Source organism: Micromonospora sp. CPCC 205558 (genome assembly GCF_036902955.1).
Lineage (GTDB): Bacteria > Actinomycetota > Actinomycetes > Mycobacteriales > Micromonosporaceae > Micromonospora.
This window is the reverse complement of sequence record NZ_JBAKHR010000016.1, coordinates 1-19,085: the sequence shown is the minus strand read 5'-3', so window position 1 is coordinate 19,085 and position 19,085 is coordinate 1. Positions and strand designations below refer to the sequence as shown.

Here is a 19,085-nt window from a genome sequence, read left to right as displayed (position 1 = left end):
CCGCACCGGACATCTCGTACTATGGCGCTTTCCCACAGCGACGGCGAGGCGATCGGGGGCGGGCCAGGTGACTCGAGGCCGTCGGTACGGCAGGGCGCTTCCCGTCCTGCTGAGCGCGCTGCTGGCCAGCACGGCCTGCGGTCCGGTAGCCGAGCGGAAGCCACAGGATCTGCGGGTCGGGTACGACAGCCTCGACGGCGCGCTGACGGTGTGGCCGCCCCGCGGCGACCTCTCCGGGGACGCCGCGACGACCGCAGCGGTCACCACGGCCGTACGGGGCTGGCGGTCGCCGGCCGACGACCGTGCGCACCTGCCCTCGTCCGGCATCCTCTTCTCAGGTCGCGTCGACGGCGCCCCGGTGGCGCTGGTGGCCGCCGACGTGCCCGGCGAAAGCGCCTCCTGGCTGCTGCAACTGACTCGCGACGGTGACCGGTACGAAGTCACCCGCGCCACCGAATACACCGACCCGGGTTACCTCGTCTACTCCGACGTGTTGCCGGTGCAGACGGCCGGCGGCCGGCGCTACCTGGTCTCGGCCCGGGTGCAGACCCTCCTCGGGCCACAGGATCGGACGCTGACCATCTCGGACGGCCTCAGCGCACCGGTCGACGTGCCGTCCTGCACGGCCGTCGCCGTGACCGCGACCCTGCGAACCACGGAGTCGCTGCCCCGTGGACGGGCCGCCGACCGGCTGCTCGACCTGGGCACCGGCACCGTCGACCCGCGCTACCCGCTGGTTCGCGACGAGTCCGGCACGGGCCGGCGGGCACTCACCGGCCTGGACACCTGCGTGCTGGCCGGCGACCGGGGCCCGTTCGGCAGCATCCCGCGCCGGATCGGGGATCGGGACGCCCCGCGCTCGGTGCCGACATCCTGGCCGATGGCGAAGCTCACGGTGCGCTCGCTCGGCGAGGTCGCCCTCGGCGGGGGCGAGGCTGCCGAGTTGCAGCAGCTCAGCTGGGACACCGATGCCGGCGCGATGACGGCGGTGGTCTACCGACCGGCCGACGGGAGCGCACCCGTCGTCTCACCCGCCGACCGGGCCACCCCGTTGCAGACGTACCAACTGCCGGTGCCCGGTCAGCCGCTGGTGGTGCTGAGCTGGCGACCCACCCGGGACGGCTCCCTGTCCGTCCCGCCGGGCACTCCAATGCTGGTCGAGCGCCCCGGCCTGGCGGTCATTCCCACCCCGTCCCGCTCCCAGACCTACAGCCTCGCCAACAGCGACAAGACCCACTACCGCTCAATCTCCCCCCGCTAACCCCGCCCCGCCCCGCCCCACCCCGCCCCCCACCCCCACACCCCACACCCTCGCCCCCGCGATCTTGCACTTTCTGCGGCGACAAATCGGGGCTCAAGGGGCATTACGTCGACCGAAAGTGCAAGATCGGCGAGCAGGACGAGGGTGCGGGGGGTGCGGGGGGTGCGGGGGGGTGCGCGCGACGGCGGGCGCCCCCGGTGAGGGGCGCCCGCCGTCGTGTGCGGGTCAGTTCTGTGCGGCCGCGTCGCTGGGGGTGAGGCGGTCCGGGGTGGCGTCCAGGCTGGAGATCCAACCGGTGACGTTGCGGGCCACATCCTGGGCGGTCAGGCCCAAGTCGGCGAGGATCTGCGCGCGGGTGCCGTGCGGGTGCCAGTCGGCCGGCACACCCAGGTCCTTGAGCGGCACCCGGACGTCGGCGTCCCGCATCGCCTGGGCGAGCGCGTCGCCCACCCCGCCGACCCGGACGCCGTCCTCGACGCTGACCACGAGCCGGTGGCGGGCGGCCAGGTCGACCAGTTCCGCCGGGACCGGACGCACCCAGCGCGGGTCGACGACGGTGACCCCGTAGCCCTGCTCGGCGACCCGGGCGGCCACCTCCATGCCCAGCTGGCCGAAGGAGCCGACCGCGACGAGCAGCACGTCGGTACGGGCGGACTCGGCCAGCACGTCGACCGTGCCGACCCGGCGCAGCGCCGGCAGGTCCGCGGCGACCGCGCCGGTCGGGAACCGCACCACGGTCGGGCCGTTGTCGACGGCCACCGCTTCGCGCAGCTCCTCGCGCAGGGTGGCGGCGTCGCGGGGAGCCGCGATCCGAAGGCCCGGCACCACCCCGAAGACCGACATGTCCCAGATGCCGTAGTGGCTCGGCCCGTCCGGGCCGGTGATGCCCGCCCGGTCCAGCACGAAGGTCACCGGCAGCTTGTGCATCGCCACGTCCAGCAGGACCTGGTCGAAGGCACGGTTGAGGAAGGTGGCGTAGACCGCGACCACCGGGTGCAGACCGCCGAGCGCCAACCCGGCCGCCGAGGTGGCGGCGTGCTGCTCGGCGATGCCCACGTCGTACACCCGCTCGGGGTACTTGCGGGCCAGCTTGGCGATGCCGGTCGGCTCGGCCATCGCGGCGGTGATGCCCACCACGTCCGGGCGCTCGTCGGCGATGGCCAGCAGCTCGTCGGCGAAGACGTGCGTCCACTTCACCGCCGGGGCGGCCAGCAGCGCACCGGTCTCCACGTCGAACGCGCCGCCGGGGCCGTGCAGGCAGTCCGCCTCGTCCTCCTCGGCGGGACGGTAGCCGTAGCCCTTGCGGGTGACCGCGTGCACGATGACCGGACCGCCGAAGTTCTTGGCCGCGCGCAGCGCCGCCTCGACCGCCGTCACGTCGTGCCCGTCCACCGGGCCCACGTACTTGATGCCGAGGTCCTCGAACATGGCCTGCGGGGCGACCGCGTCCTTGATGCCCTTCTTGACGGCGTGCAGCACCTCGTACATGGGCTTGCCGACCAGCGGGGTGGAGCCCAGGGCGTCCTTGACGGTGTCGAGGACCTTCTCGTAGCCCGGGTTGAGCCGCAGCGAGGAAAGGTGGTCGGCCAGGCCGCCGATGGTCGGCGAGTAGGACCGGCCGTTGTCGTTGACCACGATGACCAGGGAGTTGCCGGCGGTGGCGATGTTGTTCAGCGCCTCCCAGCACATGCCGCCGGTCAGCGCACCGTCACCGACCACGGCCACCACGCTGCGCGCCTCACCGCGCAGGGCGTACGCCTTGGCGAGGCCATCGGCGTAGGACAGCGCTGTGGAAGCGTGCGAGTTCTCGATGAGGTCGTGCTCGCTCTCCGCCTGGCTCGGGTAGCCGGAGAGGCCACCGCGCTGGCGGAGCTTGTCGAAGCCGGCCTGACGCCCGGTAATGATCTTGTGTACGTACGCCTGGTGGCCGGTGTCGAACAGGAGCCGGTCCCGGGGGGAGTCGAAGACGCGATGCATGGCGAGCGTCAGCTCGACCACACCGAGGTTGGGCCCGACGTGCCCGCCGGTACGGGAGACCTTGGCGATCAGGAAGTCCCGGATCTCGGCGGCGAGGACGTCCAACTCCTCGCCGGTCATCCGCTTGACGTCCTGCGGACCGCGAACCGTCCCCAGCAGCCGGCCGTGGTTGGCCGTGTCCTCTTCAACACTCATGACCGGAGAGTCTATCGGCCGCCCGGCACTCCGCAGCTCGGCCCGAGCCCTGCGCACCCATGCCCGCCGGCTGAGCGCCGGGTCAGAGCCGGATCCGCAGCCGGCGCGGCCTGCCGGTCGGGGCACCGCCGTACGCCGGGCCGGCAGGTGTCCAGGAGCCCAGGACCGCGCCCCGGGTGGCGCGCCGGAGGGAGGGCAGAAAACCGTCCTGCCGTAGCGTTGAGGGGTGACTGAGCCTGAACGGCTGAACGATCGTGAGCAGCGCGCCTGGTTCGGCTTCCTGACCATGCAGGAGGACGTCCGGCGGCACCTGAACCGCCAGTTGCTCCGCGACGCGGGGATCTCCCTCGCGGATTTCGCCGTTTTGAGCAGTCTGCGGCTCCACCCGGAAGGACCGATGCGGGTCTTCGAGCTGCGGGAGGTCCTACGGTGGGAGAAGACGCGCCTCACCCACCAGGTATCCCGCATGATCCGCCGGGGCCTGCTGGAGCGCCGCAGCTCCGACGATGATGCTCGGGGGACCTACATCGCGCTCACCGGGGAAGGGCGCACGGTGATCGACCGGGCGACTCCCTTGCACCTGCGGTACGTGCGGGAGGTTTTCCTCGACGTGCTGAGCCCTCGGCAGCTCGACACCTTGGCCGTGATGTCCGAGGCGGTGCTGGACAACCTCAAGGATGACCCCTTCGAGGAATGAGGGCCGACCCTCACTGCGGTGACTCGTCACCCCAGCGCCTGCCCTGATTATTGATGTATCACGACCCAGCCGCGCCTTTGATCTCAAGCAGAGCCGGGCTTTCAGTCGAAGCAACCACCTAACCGGGGTGATGTGTCACCTGCCACTAAAGGGTGACGAGTCACCCTCCGCTGGCTACCGTTGGCCCCACGGCCGCTGGCCGCATCGAGCGGTCCGGTTCTCAGCGAAAGGAACTCATCATGGGACGAGTAACAGGAAAGACGGCAGTGGTCACCGGCGGCGCGATGGGAATGGGCGCGGCCACCGTACGGCGGCTCGTCGGCGAGGGCGCCAACGTGGTCATCGCCGACGTGAACGTCGCGGAGGCCGAGGCCCTCGCCGCCGAACTCGGGCCGACGGCAGTGGTCGAGAAGCTCGACGTCCGCTCCCCGCAGCAGTGGACCGACCTCGTCCAACGGACGGAGGAGCGGTTCGGCAGCATCGACATCCTCGTCAACAACGCAGGCATCGTCGATCCCGCTCCCCTGGAGCAGTGGGACGTGGCGCAGCTACAGCGCGTGCTGGACGTGAATCTCATCGGCGTCTTCAACGGCATCCAGGCCGTGACCCCGGCGATGAAGCGGGCTGGCGGCGGCTCGATCGTCAACCTCGGCTCCGTGGCCGCCTTTATCGGAATCATCCTGATGTCCGGGTACGTCGCTTCCAAGTGGGCCGTACGCGGTCTCACGAAGAGCGCCGCCCTGGAATTGGGCACGTACGGGATCCGAGTGAACGCGGTTCACCCGGGTCAGATCAACACCCCGATGACGAGGGGAGCCACCTTCGAGACGAGCAGTGTCGCGCTGGGGCGTGTCGGGGAACCCGACGACGTCGCCCGTACGGTGCTCTTCCTCGCCAGCGACGACGCGCAGTTCATCACCGGCAGCGACGTGGTCGCCGATGGCGGGCAGATCGCCGGCCAGGCCGACTACCAGGGCGTGCCCTGGTAGGCAGCGGAGTCGACCCACCCCGAGCGTCGGGGGGTGATGGCCTACGGCCCGGGGACCAGCAGCCCGACCAGCTCGACGTGCTGGGTCATCGGGAACAGGTCGAATCCGCGCAGCGCCGCCAGCCGCCAGCCCAGCCCGGCGAAGGTACGCACGTCCCGGGCGAACGCGGCCGGGTCGCAGGCCACGTACGCGACCGCCCGCGGGCCGGCGGCGACCAACGCGCGGACCACCGGGGCGCCGGCCCCGGAGCGCGGCGGGTCGAGCACCACCACGTCGACCGGGCCGGTGATCCGCCGACGGGCGAGCGCGGTCTCCACCCGGGCCGACACGACCTCGACGCGGGGCAGGTCGGCCAGGTTCTCCCGGGCGGCGGCGACGCCCTGCGGGGCCGCCTCCACCACGGTCACGCGGCCGGTCGGGCCGACCTGCGTGGCCAACCCGGCGGCGAACAGCCCGGCGCCGCCGTAGAGGTCCCAGGCGACCTCGCCCGGTCGCGGGTCGAGCAGCTCCAACACGGCCGTGGACAACGTGTCGGCCGCCGCCGGGTGCACCTGCCAGAAGGCCGACGCGGGCAGCGTCCAGTTCCGTCCGGCGGCGACCTCGCGGACCTCGGTCGGACCACTGACCGGGGTGGGCACCCCGTCGCGCAGCTCCGTGACGGTCACGTCCCCGCCGGTGCTGGCGACGGTCTCCACCGCCTCGGCGGCCGGCCAGCGCGCGCCGGTGGGGGTGAGCACCGGCAGTTCCTGGATGGCCGGGTGGGCGATCCGGCACCTATCGATCGGCACCACCTCGTGCGAGCGGTGCTTGAGCAGGCCGGCCCGGTCCGCGCCGTCGACCGCGTAACGGACCCGGGAGCGCCAGCCGAGCAGCCCGCCTGGCAGCGCCTCGACCCGGACGCCGAGCCGGTCCAACTCGGCGTCGGTCAGCCCGCCGAGGCGGACCAACTGCTCGCGCACCACTGCGGCCTTCCAGGCCAGCTGCGCCTCGGGGGCGACGTGTTGCAGGTCGCAGCCGCCGCAGGCGCCCGGCTTCGCGTACGGGCAGGGCGGCTCGACCCGGTCCGGCGAGGGCTCCAGCACGGTCACCGCGTCGGCCCGGACGAACCCCTTGTGCACCTCGGTGACCTCGGCGATGACCCGCTCACCCGGCAGCGCGTGCCGGACGAAGACCACCTGCCCGTCCACCCGGGCCACACAGTGCCCGCCCGGGGCGACCGCGTCGACTGTCAACTCGACCCGATCCGCCTCGGCCAGACCCCGCTCGGTGGCCGAGGATCCCGACGCAGACGGCGTCCGAGGTGTCGCGGTCCGACTGCCCGGCTCAGTCACTGGTGTTCTCCCTTGTCGCACTACCTTCACGCTGCTCGCCCTCGCCGGACGCCGCGGAGACCACCGGCGGCGCGGAGACCGGTGGCGGGGCGGCGCTGCGCGGCCCGCGCGCCGGGGTCCGGGACAGCGTGGCGTCCAGCCGGTCCAGGTTCTTGCTCGCTGTCGACGCGAGCTGCCACGGCACGCTGACCACCATCACCCCCGGTTCGAAGAGCAGCCGGCCCTTGAGGCGCAGGGCGCTCTGATTGTGCAGCAGGTTCTCCCACCACCGGCCGACCACGTACTCCGGAATGAACACGGTGACCACGTCCCGGGGCGACTTGCGACGGGTGGAGGCGACGAAGTCCAGGATCGGCCGGGTGATCTCCCGGTACGGCGAGTCGATCACGGTGAGCGGGATTGCCATCTCCCGGCGCTCCCATTCGGCCTGCAGGTCCCGGGTGTCCTGCTCGTCCACGTTGACGGTCACCGCGGTGAGCGTGTCCGGTCGGGTGGCGCGGGCGTACGCGATGGCCCGCAGCGTCGGCTGGTGCAGCTTGCTGACCAGCACGATCGCGTGGTTACGGGCGGGCAGCACAGCCCGGCCCTCGTCCGGCGGGGTCAGCTCGGCGGCGACCCGGTCGTAGTGCCGGCGGATGGCCAGCATCAGCACGTAGATCACCGCCATCGCGACGATCGCGATCCAGGCCCCGAGCAGGAATTTCGTGATCAGGACGATCACCAGCACGGTGCCGGTCAGGCCGGCGCCGAAGGTGTTGATGGCCCGGGACCGGTGCATCCGGCGGCGCGCCTCCGGGTCCCGCTCGGTCCGCAACCGCCGGTTCCAGTGCCGGATCATGCCGGCCTGGGAGACGGTGAACGAGACGAAGACCCCGACGATGTAGAGCTGGATGAGCCGGGTCACCTCGGCCTGGAAGCCGACGATCAACACGATCGCGAAGAGGGCGAGGAAGACGATGCCGTTGGAGAACGCGAGCCGGTCGCCCCGGGTGTGGAACTGCCTGGGCAGGTAGCGGTCCTGGGCGAGGATCGAGCCGAGCACCGGAAAACCGTTGAACGCGGTGTTCGCGGCCAGGAACAGGATCAGGGCGGTCACCCCGGCAACCACGAATAGCAGGATCGACCCGGAGCCGAAGACCGTCTCGCCGAGCTGGGTGGTGACGGTCTTCTGCACGTACCCCTCGGGGCCGGAGACGATCTGCAGGGCCGGGTCCTCGACGAACTGAAGGTGGGTCAGCCGGGCCAGCCAGATGATCCCGACCAGCATGCTCACCGAGATGCCGCCGAGCAGCAGCAGGGTCGTGGCGGCGTTGCGGCTCTTCGGCGCCTTGAACGCCGGTACGCCGTTGGAGATCGCCTCGACTCCGGTGAGCGCGGCGGCGCCCGAGCTGAACGTCCGCAGCAGCAGGAAGATGAGCGCGAAACCGGTCACGCTGTGCTCGGCCTGGATGATCAGGTCGGCGCTCGGCGCGCGGAGCTCGTCACCCAGCACGAAGACCCGGAACAACCCGGTGAGCAGCATCCCGCCCATCACGATGACGAAGCCGTAGGTGGGGATGGCGAACGCGGTGCCCGACTCGCGCAGACCGCGCAGGTTGACCGCGCTCAGCAGGACCACCGCGCTCACCGCGATCAGGACCTTGTGGGTGGCCACGAACGGCACCACAGAGCCCAGGTTGGCCACCCCGGAGGAGACCGACACCGCCACCGTGAGCACGTAGTCGACAAGCAACGCGCTGGCCACCCCGACGCCGAACTTCGGGCCCAGGTTGACCGTGGCCACCTCGTAGTCGCCGCCACCGGACGGATAGGCGTGCACGTTCTGCCGATAGCTGGCCACCACGGTGAGCATGACCACGACCACGGCCAGGGCGATCCACGGCGAGAAGACGTACGCGGAGGCACCGGCGATGGAGAGGGTCAGCAGGATCTCGTCGGGCGCGTACGCGACGCTGGACAGCGCGTCCGAGGCGAACACGGGCAGCGCGATGCGCTTCGGCAGGAGGGTGTGCTGCAGCCGGTCGGACCGGAACGGCCGACCGAGAAGAAGCCGCTTCAGCAGCGAGGTGGGACTGGCCACGAACGCCAAGGGTACGACCACCACGGCGGGGGCGCGGGGGTGGGCGATCACCGCTGCTGGAGACGGCGGGGTACGGTCGGTCCCCGCTCGTGACCGGGACGTGGCAGGCTCGCACTCGGAAGACCACGGCATCGGGAGTGGTGCGCACCTTGGGAGGGACAGCGTGCACGTCGTGATCATGGGATGTGGTCGGGTCGGCTCGACCCTCGCCCACAGCCTGGAGTCCCGAGGGCACTCGGTGTCGGTGATCGACCAGGACGCCGACGCCTTCCGCCGCCTCGGCCCCGACTTCGCCGGGATCACGGTGACCGGGGCCGGTTTCGACGGCGAGGTGCTGCGACAGGCCGGCATCGAACGCGCGGACGCCTTCGCGGCGGTGTCGAGCGGCGACAACTCCAACATCATCTCGGCCCGGCTGGCCCGCGAGACGTTCGGCGTGTCCCGGGTCGCCGCCCGCATCTACGACCAGCGCCGGGCGCAGGTCTACGAGCGGCTGGGCATCCCCACCGTGGCGACCGTGCGGTGGACGGCGGACCGGATGCTGCGACACCTGGTGCCGGAGGGCAACGTGGAGATCTTCCGCGACCCCACGAGCACCGTGTCGATCGTCGAGGTCCCCGTCCACAAGGACTGGATCGGTCGACCCGTGCGGGCGCTGGAGGACGCGTCCGGGGCGCGGGTGGCCTACCTGATCCGTTTCGGCATCGGCACGCTACCCACCGGCTCCACCGTCCTGCAGGAGGGTGACCAGGTGTTCATGCTGGTCAGCGACGACATCGTGGCGGCGGTCACGTCGGTGGCGGCGACGGCGCCGGAAGGAGGGCACTGAGCCATGCGAGTCGCCATCGCGGGCGCGGGCAACGTGGGCCGCTCGATCGCCCAGGAGTTGATCGAGAACGGCCACCAGGTGATGCTGATCGAGCGCCAGCCCAAGATGCTGCGCCCGGACCGGGTTCCGGCCGCCGAGTGGGTGCTGGCCGACGCGTGCGAGCTGACCAGCCTGGAGGAGGCCGACGTCGCCGGGTGCGACGTCGTGGTCGCGGCGACCGGCGACGACAAGACCAACCTGGTGCTGTCGCTGCTGGCCAAGACCGAGTTCGCGGTGCCGCGCGTGGTCGCCCGGGTCAACCGGGCCGAGAACGAGTGGCTCTTCACCGAGCAGTGGGGCGTGGACGTCGCGGTGAGCAAGCCGCGGGTGATGGCCGCGCTCGTCGAGGAAGCGGTAACCGTCGGCGACCTGGTCCGGCTGATGACCTTCCGACAGGGCGAGGCGAACCTGGTCGAGATCACTCTGCCGCCGACCGCCCCTTACGTCGGTCAACCGATCCACGCCGTGCCGCTGCCCCGTGACTCCGCGCTGGTGGCGATCCTGCGCGGCAAGCGGGTCCTGGTGCCGAGCCCGGACGACCCGATCGAGGCCGGCGACGAGCTGATCTTCGTCTGCACCGCCGAGGTGGAGGACGAGGTCCGCGCGGTGATCCTCGGGCCGGACAGCGTCGAACGGACCCGCAGCTCACGCTGACAATAGGTGGGGCGCCTGAGCGTCCGGGGTGACTCGGCCTCGCTCAGGCGCTGGGCAGCGGGGCCGGCGACGACTCCCGGGTGACCCGGCGCACCGTCCAGACCGTGATCAGCAACAGCAGCGCGTACGGCGGGTAGCCCAGCGCCAGCCGGGCCACGCCCAGCGCGGTGTCCTGGTGGGCCAGGTAGAGCCCGGCCTGCACGCCCACCTTGGCCAGCCACACCACGCCCCAGAGCACGGTCAGCTGGGTAAAGGTGCGTACCAGCTTCGGGTCGGTCCGCCACTCCGAGCGGCCCTTGGCAACCAACACCGACCAGATCCAGCCCACCAGCGGCTGCCGGATCGCGGCCGAGATCAGCAGCGCGACGCCGTAACCGATGCCGTAGAGGATGCCGGGGAGGTAGAAGTCACGCTCGTCGCCCGTGCGCCACGCGATCGCCGCGCCGACACCGACGCCGAAGAGCCCGTTGACGGCGTGCCGGATCGGCCGGCGTTGGGCCAGCCGCACCCCGGCGATCAGCACCGCGACGGAGACCGAGGCGATCACCGCCGGCCGCAGCTCGCCGATGATGTTGGCGAGGACGAAGACCACGACCGGGATGCTGGACTCGACCAGCCCGCGCCAGCCGCCGAGCTGGTCAGCCATCTGCTCGGCGATCGTCGGCAGTTGCTCCTCGTCCTGAGGGCCCGTCTCGGGCTGTGCCGCGCGGTCCTGTCCCGTCGTCATCGCCGGCCTTCCGTCCGCAGTGCCGTCACTTGGGCGAGTCCAGCTCGTAGTAGGGGTTGTAGATGACCTTGCGGTCGTCGCGCACCGCCACCCTGCCACGGGCGGTCAGGTGCCGGCCCGGCTCGATCCCGGCGATGTGCCGTCGACCCAGCCAGACGAGCGTGACCACGTCACTGCCGTCGTACAGGTCGGCCTCAAGGGTGGGCAGATTGGTGCGCGGTGTGTAGACCACGGTGCGCAGCCGACCGGCGACCGAGACCAGTTGGCCCCGGGAGCACTGCTGGGCGGGGACCCCGCCGCACTCGGCGCTCTCCCGGCGCAGCTCCTGCGCGTCGATCTCGGCCTCGCTGGCGGTGAACCTCTGCAGGATGCGCCGCAACGACACCCGGCTCTCGTCGGTCGTCATGACCTCCGCGTCACCCTCTCCACGCTCGCCGTCCCCGGCCTGCCCCGGCGGCGCCGGAACCGTGCCGCCAGCGTACGCCGACGGGGCTGGTTCCGGCGGGCCGGTGCGCGCGGGTCAGACCTGACGCGTGGCGGCGGCGTCGCCCGCCTCGGCCTCGGCCTGCTCGGCGACCTCCCGGGGCAACCGCAGCGGCAGCGGCTCGCGGACCGGCTTCGCCTCCTGCCCACGGTCGACCACCAGGCCGTCCAGGCACTCGCCGAGCGGCCCGGCCAGGGCCGGGTCGGTGGCCACCGGGCCCTGGAAGACGCCACGGACCATCCAGCGCGGCCCGTCAATTCCGACGAACCGCAGGTTCGTCGGGCCGTCCGGGGTAGGCACCTGGGCGTGCAGCTCCGGGCCGTACTCGCCGGCGACCTCCTGCGCGCTCGCGCCGTCGCGGAGCAGCGACTGGCGGATCTCCTCGCGCACCTCGTCCCAGATCCCCTCGGACCGGGGTGCGGCGAAGACGCCCAACTGGAGCGCGTTGTCGCCGTGCACCAGCACCACCTGCTGGATCACACCCTGCGGGTCGGCCTGCACCCGCACCTCGACGTCGGCGATCGCCGGGATGTGCAAACTGCCCAGGTCGAGTCGCTGCACGTCGTCGTAGCTCTCGGAGATGTCGTACGGGCCGCGCTCCAGCGTCGGCGCCGCGTCGCCCTGGTCCGGGACCTGGGTGGCCTGCTCGTCACGGGTCCGCCGCCCGGCGTCGGCCCGCTTTCGGGAGAAGATCACTGCGCCTGCCCTCCGCTGTTCACACTCACCCTGCCACCTCTTTCGTCTGCCCGCGGCCCGGCTCGTTCGGCCGCCGCTCGACCCGGTCCTGGCCCGTCGGCGACGGCACCAGCCCGGCGTGCCCACCGGTGGACCCGTGTCCACCGGTCCCGCGCCGGGACGCGGGCAGCTCGACCACCGGCTCGAACCGCGCCCGCGCGACCTGCTGGACCACGAGCTGCGCGATCCGGTCGCCGCGGGAGATCTTCGCCGGCACATCCCGATCATGATTGATCAGGTTGACCAAGATCTCACCCCGGTAGCCGGCGTCGACCGTACCGGGCGCGTTGAGCACCGTCACGCCGAGCCTGGCAGCCAGACCGGAGCGGGGATGGACCAGGCCCACATACCCCTCCGGCAGCGCGATGGCCACGCCGGTGGGCACCAGGGCACGGCCGCCGGGCGGCAACTCCACGTCCGCGGCCGCCACCAGGTCGGCCCCGGCGTCGCCGGGATGGGCGTACGTGGGCAGCGGCAGCTCCGGGTCGAGCAGCTGTACGGGCACGGGTACGACGTCGGTCACAGGTCCCCTCTTCCGTCCGGTTCGCGGGGTGACCCTGCCATCCTGCCGGTTCGTCGAGCCGCCGTGCGCCGTACCCTCGCAGGAGTGAGCATGTCGCCCTCCCCGTCCGCCGATCAGCCGCCCGGCGCCGCCCGCCCGGCGTACACCGAGCGGCTGGATCTGCCCTGGTGGTTGTGGCTGGCCGGGCTGGTGGCCGCCTCGTTGCTGGCCGTCGAGATCTGGATGGGCGCCTCCGGCGTCCGTGCCTGGCTGCCGTTCGCCGTGCTGGTGCCGCTCGCCGCGGCCGGGCTGTGGTGGCTCGGCCGGATCCGGGTCGGGGTGACCGACGCCGAGTTGCGGGTGGACGACGCCCGCCTGCCGGTACGTTTCGTGGCCGACGTGGTGCCGCTGGACGTGGCCGGCCGACGTGAGGTGCTCGGCGTCGGCGCGGACCCGTTCGCCTTCGTGGTGCAGCGACCGTGGATCGGCGGCGCCGTGCAGGTGATCCTCGACGATCCCGCGGACCCGACCCCGTTCTGGGTGGTGAGCACCCGCCACCCGGTCGAGCTGGCCGAGGCGGTGCTGGCCGCACGGGATGCCCTGGCTGCCTCCCACCGGACAGCGGCAGAGCCCGGCTGATCCGACTGGCAGAAGGCCCGCTCAGGTGCCGGTCCGAGGGCGAAGGCCCGCTCAGGTGCCGGTCCGAGGCCGAAGGCCCACCTCAGGTGCCGGTCGGCGGGCCGGGGAGGGCCGCCGGTGGCGCGGGCCGGGCGATGCCCCGCCGACGCAGGTCGACCTGGAGCTGCTCGGCCATCTGCTGGGTGGCCCGTCGGTTGAGGAAGCTGGCCACCGCCGCACCGGTCAGGAACGGCCCGAGCGTGGTGAGGTTGCGACCGAAACGCCGCAGCAGCATGTCTCGAAGTTCCTTGCGGGCGGCGGTGCCGAGCACCGCTCCCACTCCCACGCCGGGCACCATCGGGTTGACGCCGCGCTGGGTGGCCCAGGAGTGCACCAGGGCGACCGCCCGCTGGCTGCCTCCGGTCGGTAGCGACACACCGTGGATCTCGTGCAGCTCACCGACCAGTTTCAGCTCCACCGCCACCACGGCCACGGTCTCGGCTGCGAGCAGCACCGGCGCGGAGAGCAGGGTCGGGGCGACCGTCCACTCGACGGCGGCGACGCCCCCGCCGGCCGCGCCGATCGCGGCGGTCGTCCTCGACGCGTTACGGATGAGCCTGTCGGCCAGTGCGGCGTCGTCCAGACCGGGGAAGTGCCGGCGCAGCGCGTCCAGGTCTCGTATCGGCACGTGCGGTGCGACCTCGGCGACGGTGTCGACCATCCACCGCACGGCGGCGCGGGGTTTGAACAGGTCGGAGATGCCCCGTGCACGGGCCTGCCCGACCATCCGGGTCAGCAGTTGGCGGCGCCGGGCCGGCTCGATGTCATCCGCGGTCAACGCCGCGACGGTGGCACCGAGGTCGTCCGTGCCACGGGTGGCACCGAGCTCCTCCGTGCCGCCATCGTCCGTGCCGCCTCGATCGCTCATCGGACCTCCCGGTGCTGTGGCTACCCGCTTCGAGTCAAGCAGGTACCCACCGCTGCCGCATGCCTACACCGGCAGCGGCGGCCCCGTTCAGGAGGCCGCCGCCGTGTTGTGATCGTCAGACGCACTCGCGGCAGATCAGCTCGCCATTGCGCTCGACCGCCAGCTGGCTACGGTGGTGGACCAGGAAGCAGCGGGCGCACCGGAACTCGTCCTGCTGCATCGGAAGCACCTTGACCGTGAGCTCCTCGTCGGCCAGATCGGCACCGGGCAGCTCGAAGCTCTCGGCCACCTCGGCCTCGTCGACATCCACCGCGCCCGACTGTGAGTCGACGCGCCGTGCCTTGAGCTCTTCCAGGCTGTCCTCGCCGAGGTCGACCTCGTCGCGACGCGGGGCGTCGTAGTCGGTGGCCATCGGTTTCACTCTCCCATATCGATGTTGTCGCTTCCGGTTGTAACGCCGGACGACGCTGTTTCGGTTCCGCTGGCCGGCCACCACTTGTGTCGGGCACCCGACCCGAGGACCGAACGGGTCGAGCTCGCTGGGGCGACTCCCCTGCGAGCGCGGAACCTTACCCCCCCTTGGGCGAGGCATGTATACCGCCCTTGCGGCTGAGATGTACGCCCCCGCACGCGAAGTTGTTCCCAATGTGATTCAGGCGACACGAAGATAGGGGTAGTAGTACCCGGTTCGCGGTCGGCGCGCCGGCATGTCGGGCTGTTTCCACGCGACGGCCGGACAACCGTTAACCTCAGCGGCGTATTCGACGGCCGGCGGCCTGAGCGATCGTTCCTGGCCGCCACCACCCACCTGAGGTCCGGGGAGTCCCCTGATGAGTTTTGCGCGCGTGCGAGCACTCGTCATCGTCGGCCTGTTGGCGGTCATCGCCCTGGTCGTCGTCGTCGTCGCCGTGGTCCGCGACACCCAGAGCAACGCGGGCATTGCGGCGGGTTGCCCCGAGGGCTGGCCACTGGCGGATCTGACCCTGCGCGAGCGCAAGGACGTCAAGATCAACGTGTTCAATGCCACGGATCAGCCCGGCCTCGCCCACACCGTCGCCGACGAGTTCAGCAATCGACAGTTCCAGGTCAAGAAGACCGGGAACGAGAAGAAGGTCGACAGCGTCGCGGTGCTGCGGTTCGGCCCGAAGGGCGTCGGTTCCGCGCACCTGCTCCAGGCGTACTTCCTCAACAACGCCGTGCCGGGCTACGACCCGGCGCGCACCGACGACATCGTGGACGTGGTGCTGGGCAACCGCTTCCAGCAGCTCGCCACCACGACCGAGGTCAACCAGTCACTCGGCGACTCGGGTCCGCCGGAGGCGCCCAAGGGCTCCTGCCCGTCCCCACCCGCCAAGAAGTGACCGCGTAACCGGCCAGCGACAGCGCCGCACCACCGACCGACCGAGCACCGACCCGGTCGGCCGGTCAGGGTCCGCCGGCGGCGTCCAGCGCGGCCAGCCGATCGTGCAGCGGCGCGAAGAGCGCGGGCGGGGCCGCGACCACCAGGTCCGGCCCCGGCGGTCGACCGGCCAGGCCGGCGACCCGAACCCCCGCCTCGGCGGCCACCAGACCGCCCGCCGCCAGGTCCCAGGCCGCAAGGCCCTTCTCGAAGTACGCGTCGAGCCGCCCCTCGGCGACCAGGCAGAGGTCCAGCGCGGCGGCGCCGAGCCGGCGGATGTCCCGTACGTGTGCGATCAGCCCGGCCACCACCTGCGCCTGGTGCGCCCGGCGGGCGGCGTCGTAGCCGAAGCCGGTGCCGACCAGCGCCTGCCCCAGGTCGACCTCGCCGGAACAGCGCAGCCGGACACCGTCGCGCCAGGCCCCGCCGCCAGCCGTGGCGGTCCACTGCTCGCCGGTGCTCACGTTGCGCACGACGCCGGCAACCACCACCCCGTCCACCTCGGCGGCCAGCGAGACCGCGGAGTGCGGCAGCCCGTACAGGTAGTTCACCGTGCCGTCGATCGGGTCGACGATCCAGCGCACTCCGCTGCGCCCCGCGGTGGCAGCCCCCTCGCCGTACTCCTCGCCGAGCACCGAGTCGTCCGGGCGCAGCGCGGCCAGCGCGTCGAGGATCTGCCGCTCGACCGCCCGGTCCGCGGCGGTGACCACGTCGGTGACGGTGCTCTTGGTGGCGGCGACGACCACCCCCTCGGCGCGCATCCGGTACGCGGTGTCCGCCGCGTCCCGTGCCACCTCCAGTGCGACGGCCAGCAGCTCCGATGGCGTCGTAGCCGAGTTGGTCATGATTCGCCTCTTTCCGCATGCCGGGTGCAGGTGGGTGGGTGGAGCCAGCGACCCGACTTCCGAAGATCATCGTTCCCGACGGCACGCGACGACGCCAGACCAGGATCTTTTGGTACGCGGCATCCGCTGTGAGGGGGCGCCCGATACCGCTCGCGGCTTGAGCGGCCAACCTAAGCGAATATGCCCCTTTAGATTGGTAATGTCGCTTAAGTGCTTACCGCCCCGTCCGTGCTCAGCTCGCAAGCGTTGCCCAACCGCGACCTGGTGGGGACGCCGGCAGCCGGTCCTCCAGCGGCCCCGGTGCTCCGCACAACCGCCCTGGCAGTCGCCCCACCGACCTGGTGCCGGCTGCTCAGATGGCAGTTCGGACACGATCTGCGCGCCGCCAGGGCCGACGACGGGCACCCTTCGCCGGCCGCGCGGCTATCATTACCGCGAAGCCCATATCTCCGCCGCACTGACGGTCCCCACCGGCGGTACGCGATGCGGAGCAGGATGATCGCCGCAGACGGCGTTACAATTCACCCCTGCCCACGCGGCACGGACCGCCGACCACCGGCCGGACCGTGACACGAGGGTCCCTCAACCACATCGCCCGGCACGGTAACCCTCGCTGCGCCGGACGAACACGCCGTGCCCGCTCTTCGCCTCCGGAAGGTCATTCGTGACAGAACCCCGCCAGCCCGGCGCCGACGTTCGCTCGCTCACCGACACCCTGATCGCCCACGCGCAGAGCGCCGGTGGCCAGCTCACGTCGGCCCAGCTCGCGCGCACCGTCGAGTCCGCCGAGGTGACTCCGGCCCAGGCCAAGAAGATCCTGCGGGCGCTCTCCGAGGCGGGAGTGACCGTCGTGGTGGACGGCTCGGCGAGCACCCGCCGCCGCGTCGCCGCGGCCCGCTCGACCACGCCAGCGTCCCGGGCCACCACCGCCAAGACCACCAAGAAGGCCGCCGCGCCGGCCCCGAAGCAGGCGCCCGCCGCCGACGACGCCCCGTCGACGCCGGGCCCGCGCAAGGTGGCCGCCCGCAAGGCGACCGGCACCGCCGCCGAGGCGACGCCAGCGAAGGCGACCCGGTCGACCCGAGCCACCAAGGCGACGGTGGCCGCGGCTGCCGGAGCCAAGCCGACCAAGACTGCCGGCAAGGCCAAGGGCGAGGGCGCCGAGGGCGAGATCGACCCGGAGGAGCTGGCCGCCGCGATCGAGGACGTGGTGGTCGAGGAGCCGGCCGAGCTGGCCCAGGCCGCCGAGACCGACGCCGCCGCCTCGGCGACCGACAACGACTTCGAGTGGGACGACGAGGAGTCCGAGGCCCTCAAGCAGGCGCGACGTGACGCCGAGCTGACCGCCTCCGCCGACTCCGTGCGGGCGTACCTGAAGCAGATCGGCAAGGTCCCGCTGCTCAACGCCGAGCAGGAGGTGGAGCTCGCCAAGCGGATCGAGGCCGGGCTCTACGCCGCCGAGCGACTGCGGGCCGCCGACGAGGGCGAGGAGAAGCTCGTCCGCGAGATGGTCCGTGACCTGGGCTGGATCTCCCGGGACGGCGAGCGGGCCAAGAACCACCTCCTGGAGGCGAACCTCCGACTGGTGGTGTCGCTGGCCAAGCGCTACACCGGCCGCGGCATGGCCTTCCTCGACCTGATCCAGGAGGGCAACCTCGGCCTGATCCGGGCCGTGGAGAAGTTCGACTACACCAAGGGCTACAAGTTCTCCACGTACGCCACCTGGTGGATCCGGCAGGCCATCACCCGCGCCATGGCCGACCAGGCCCGCACCATCCGCATCCCGGTGCACATGGTCGAGGTCATCAACAAGCTCGGCCGCATACAGCGTGAGCTGCTCCAGGATCTGGGCCGCGAGCCCACTCCGGAGGAGCTGGCCAAGGAGATGGACATCACACCCGAGAAGGTGCTGGAGATCCAGCAGTACGCTCGGGAGCCGATCTCACTGGACCAGACCATCGGCGACGAGGGCGACAGCCAGCTCGGCGACTTCATCGAGGATTCCGAGGCCGTGGTCGCGGTCGACGCGGTTTCGTTCTCGCTCCTGCAGGACCAGCTCCAGCAGGTGCTGCAGACGCTCTCCGAGCGTGAGGCGGGTGTGGTACGCCTACGCTTCGGCCTGACCGACGGCCAGCCGCGCACGCTCGACGAGATCGGCCAGGTCTACGGGGTGACCCGGGAGCGGATCCGGCAGATCGAGTCCAAGACGATGTCCAAGCTGCGTCACCCGTCCCGGTCGCAGGTCCTCCGGGATTACCTGGACTGACCGGGTTTCGTCAACCGAACGTGTCGTTTTGACCACCTGGTGTGCAACACCAGATGGTGATCGTCCGGATGCACGAATGTGATCGTTGACGTGGCACCCTGGGTGCACGGCACACTGTCCCTTCCAGGTGTGACCTCGGTCCCCCGCGGGCAAACAGGGAAGGCAGTGCCTAGTAAGGGTGTTGCACGATAGGTGAGCAACGACCGAAGAGATTGTTCATCGGTGACGACCAGAGGAGGAAGGCGATGACCCCGACCCTCACGCCGCCGCCCGAGACGGTGGCGCCCCCAGCCGCCGATGAACGGTGCGACCGCTGCAATGCTGCCGGGAAGCTCCGGATCACTCTGGCGGGTGGGAGCGAGTTGGTGTTCTGCGGGCACCACGCGAACAAGTACGCGGAGGATCTCGTGAAGATCACCGAGCGGTTCGCAACGGAGCCCGATTTCAGCTGGCGTGGCGCCGATCTGATGGCGAACTAAATCCACAAACCGACATAGCCGGCCGGAGGCACCCCGAGGGTGCCTCCGGC

Annotated in this window: 19 protein-coding genes; 9 read left to right on the top strand and 10 right to left on the bottom strand. The window is 71.4% G+C overall.

Annotated features, from left to right (window positions below; all coding sequences use genetic code 11):
- Positions 1–67 precede the first annotated feature (67 nt).
- Positions 68–1,261 carry a hypothetical protein gene (locus V6U86_RS19000; RefSeq protein ID WP_442934969.1) on the top strand — a complete coding sequence of 398 codons (1,194 nt, stop codon included), beginning with the start codon at positions 68–70 and terminating at the stop codon, positions 1,259–1,261.
- 225 nt (positions 1,262–1,486) lie between these two features.
- On the opposite strand, the gene dxs is transcribed toward V6U86_RS19000, so the two are convergent.
- A complete protein-coding gene (gene dxs / locus V6U86_RS18995) occupies positions 1,487–3,433 on the bottom strand; it encodes a 1-deoxy-D-xylulose-5-phosphate synthase (RefSeq protein ID WP_334505145.1) in 1,947 nt (648 codons plus the stop codon).
- Positions 3,434–3,659: 226 nt separating this feature from the next.
- Between dxs and V6U86_RS18990 the strand changes: the two genes are divergently transcribed.
- Together V6U86_RS18990 and V6U86_RS18985 are read left to right on the top strand one after the other, a co-directional pair.
- Positions 3,660–4,130, top strand: coding sequence for a MarR family winged helix-turn-helix transcriptional regulator (locus V6U86_RS18990; protein WP_334505144.1), 471 nt, complete (start codon positions 3,660–3,662; stop codon positions 4,128–4,130).
- A gap of 239 nt (positions 4,131–4,369) precedes the next feature.
- On the top strand, positions 4,370–5,119 hold the full coding sequence (locus tag V6U86_RS18985) for an SDR family NAD(P)-dependent oxidoreductase (protein ID WP_334505143.1): 750 nt from the start codon (positions 4,370–4,372) through the stop codon (positions 5,117–5,119).
- 41 nt (positions 5,120–5,160) lie between these two features.
- Here V6U86_RS18985 and V6U86_RS18980 read toward each other — a convergent pair whose 3' ends face one another.
- Entirely contained in the window at positions 5,161–6,375 is a 1,215-nt protein-coding gene (locus tag V6U86_RS18980) for a class I SAM-dependent RNA methyltransferase (protein WP_334505316.1), read from the bottom strand.
- Positions 6,376–6,442: 67 nt separating this feature from the next.
- A complete protein-coding gene (locus V6U86_RS18975; protein ID WP_334505142.1) occupies positions 6,443–8,530 on the bottom strand; it encodes an APC family permease in 2,088 nt (695 codons plus the stop codon).
- A gap of 163 nt (positions 8,531–8,693) precedes the next feature.
- On the opposite strand from V6U86_RS18975, the gene V6U86_RS18970 reads away from it, so the two are divergent.
- Positions 8,694–9,359 (top strand): potassium channel family protein, encoded by a 666-nt coding sequence (locus V6U86_RS18970; RefSeq protein WP_334505141.1) that lies wholly within the window; start codon positions 8,694–8,696, stop codon positions 9,357–9,359.
- A gap of 3 nt (positions 9,360–9,362) precedes the next feature.
- Entirely contained in the window at positions 9,363–10,052 is a 690-nt protein-coding gene (locus V6U86_RS18965; RefSeq protein ID WP_334505140.1) for a potassium channel family protein, read from the top strand.
- Between the two features lie 43 nt (positions 10,053–10,095).
- On the opposite strand, the gene V6U86_RS18960 is transcribed toward V6U86_RS18965, so the two are convergent.
- From V6U86_RS18960 to dut, 4 genes are all read right to left on the bottom strand, one after another.
- Positions 10,096–10,779 (bottom strand): DUF3159 domain-containing protein, encoded by a 684-nt coding sequence (locus V6U86_RS18960; RefSeq protein WP_334505139.1) that lies wholly within the window; start codon positions 10,777–10,779, stop codon positions 10,096–10,098.
- 25 nt (positions 10,780–10,804) lie between these two features.
- Entirely contained in the window at positions 10,805–11,185 is a 381-nt protein-coding gene (locus V6U86_RS18955; protein ID WP_124771947.1) for an OB-fold nucleic acid binding domain-containing protein, read from the bottom strand.
- 114 nt (positions 11,186–11,299) lie between these two features.
- Positions 11,300–11,959 carry a DUF3710 domain-containing protein gene (locus V6U86_RS18950; protein ID WP_334505137.1) on the bottom strand — a complete coding sequence of 220 codons (660 nt, stop codon included), beginning with the start codon at positions 11,957–11,959 and terminating at the stop codon, positions 11,300–11,302.
- Between the two features lie 25 nt (positions 11,960–11,984).
- Positions 11,985–12,521, bottom strand: a complete 537-nt coding sequence (dut, locus tag V6U86_RS18945; protein WP_334505136.1) for a dUTP diphosphatase — start codon at positions 12,519–12,521, stop codon at positions 11,985–11,987.
- An 84-nt stretch (positions 12,522–12,605) separates the two neighbouring features.
- On the opposite strand from dut, the gene V6U86_RS18940 reads away from it, so the two are divergent.
- Positions 12,606–13,139 (top strand): DUF3093 domain-containing protein, encoded by a 534-nt coding sequence (locus tag V6U86_RS18940; protein WP_442934968.1) that lies wholly within the window; start codon positions 12,606–12,608, stop codon positions 13,137–13,139.
- Positions 13,140–13,221: 82 nt separating this feature from the next.
- Here V6U86_RS18940 and V6U86_RS18935 read toward each other — a convergent pair whose 3' ends face one another.
- Both V6U86_RS18935 and V6U86_RS18930 read right to left on the bottom strand, forming a co-directional pair.
- Positions 13,222–14,046: a hypothetical protein gene (locus V6U86_RS18935; protein WP_334505133.1), complete on the bottom strand. Its 825-nt coding sequence runs from the start codon at positions 14,044–14,046 to the stop codon at positions 13,222–13,224.
- A 115-nt stretch (positions 14,047–14,161) separates the two neighbouring features.
- A complete protein-coding gene (locus tag V6U86_RS18930; protein ID WP_007075406.1) occupies positions 14,162–14,458 on the bottom strand; it encodes a DUF4193 domain-containing protein in 297 nt (98 codons plus the stop codon).
- A gap of 433 nt (positions 14,459–14,891) precedes the next feature.
- Between V6U86_RS18930 and V6U86_RS18925 the strand changes: the two genes are divergently transcribed.
- The gene (locus tag V6U86_RS18925; RefSeq protein ID WP_334505315.1) at positions 14,892–15,407 is read left to right on the top strand and encodes a LytR C-terminal domain-containing protein; all 516 of its coding nucleotides are present in this window, start codon (positions 14,892–14,894) and stop codon (positions 15,405–15,407) included.
- 64 nt (positions 15,408–15,471) lie between these two features.
- On the opposite strand, the gene V6U86_RS18920 is transcribed toward V6U86_RS18925, so the two are convergent.
- Positions 15,472–16,290, bottom strand: a complete 819-nt coding sequence (locus V6U86_RS18920; protein WP_334505132.1) for an inositol monophosphatase family protein — start codon at positions 16,288–16,290, stop codon at positions 15,472–15,474.
- 664 nt (positions 16,291–16,954) lie between these two features.
- Here V6U86_RS18920 and V6U86_RS18915 point away from each other — a divergent pair.
- Complete coding sequence (locus tag V6U86_RS18915; RefSeq protein WP_334505131.1) at positions 16,955–18,556, top strand: RNA polymerase sigma factor; 1,602 nt, start codon at positions 16,955–16,957, stop codon at positions 18,554–18,556.
- A 245-nt stretch (positions 18,557–18,801) separates the two neighbouring features.
- Entirely contained in the window at positions 18,802–19,035 is a 234-nt protein-coding gene (locus tag V6U86_RS18910) for a DUF7455 domain-containing protein (protein WP_030337431.1), read from the top strand.
- The last annotated feature ends 50 nt before the right edge of the window (positions 19,036–19,085 follow it).

Bases quoted from the DNA above. Each gene is read 5' to 3' on its own strand.
- V6U86_RS18965 (WP_334505140.1), top strand. From the start codon at position 9,363: ATGCGAGTCGCCATCGCGGGCGCGGGCAACGTGGGCCGCTCGATCGCC.
- V6U86_RS18930 (WP_007075406.1), bottom strand. From the start codon at position 14,458: ATGGCCACCGACTACGACGCCCCGCGTCGCGACGAGGTCGACCTCGGC.
- V6U86_RS18920 (WP_334505132.1), bottom strand. From the start codon at position 16,290: ATGACCAACTCGGCTACGACGCCATCGGAGCTGCTGGCCGTCGCACTG.
- V6U86_RS18955 (WP_124771947.1), bottom strand. From the start codon at position 11,185: ATGACGACCGACGAGAGCCGGGTGTCGTTGCGGCGCATCCTGCAGAGG.
- V6U86_RS18935 (WP_334505133.1), bottom strand. From the start codon at position 14,046: ATGAGCGATCGAGGCGGCACGGACGATGGCGGCACGGAGGAGCTCGGT.
- dxs (WP_334505145.1), bottom strand. From the start codon at position 3,433: ATGAGTGTTGAAGAGGACACGGCCAACCACGGCCGGCTGCTGGGGACG.
- V6U86_RS18960 (WP_334505139.1), bottom strand. From the start codon at position 10,779: ATGACGACGGGACAGGACCGCGCGGCACAGCCCGAGACGGGCCCTCAG.
- V6U86_RS18985 (WP_334505143.1), top strand. From the start codon at position 4,370: ATGGGACGAGTAACAGGAAAGACGGCAGTGGTCACCGGCGGCGCGATG.
- V6U86_RS18910 (WP_030337431.1), top strand. From the start codon at position 18,802: ATGACCCCGACCCTCACGCCGCCGCCCGAGACGGTGGCGCCCCCAGCC.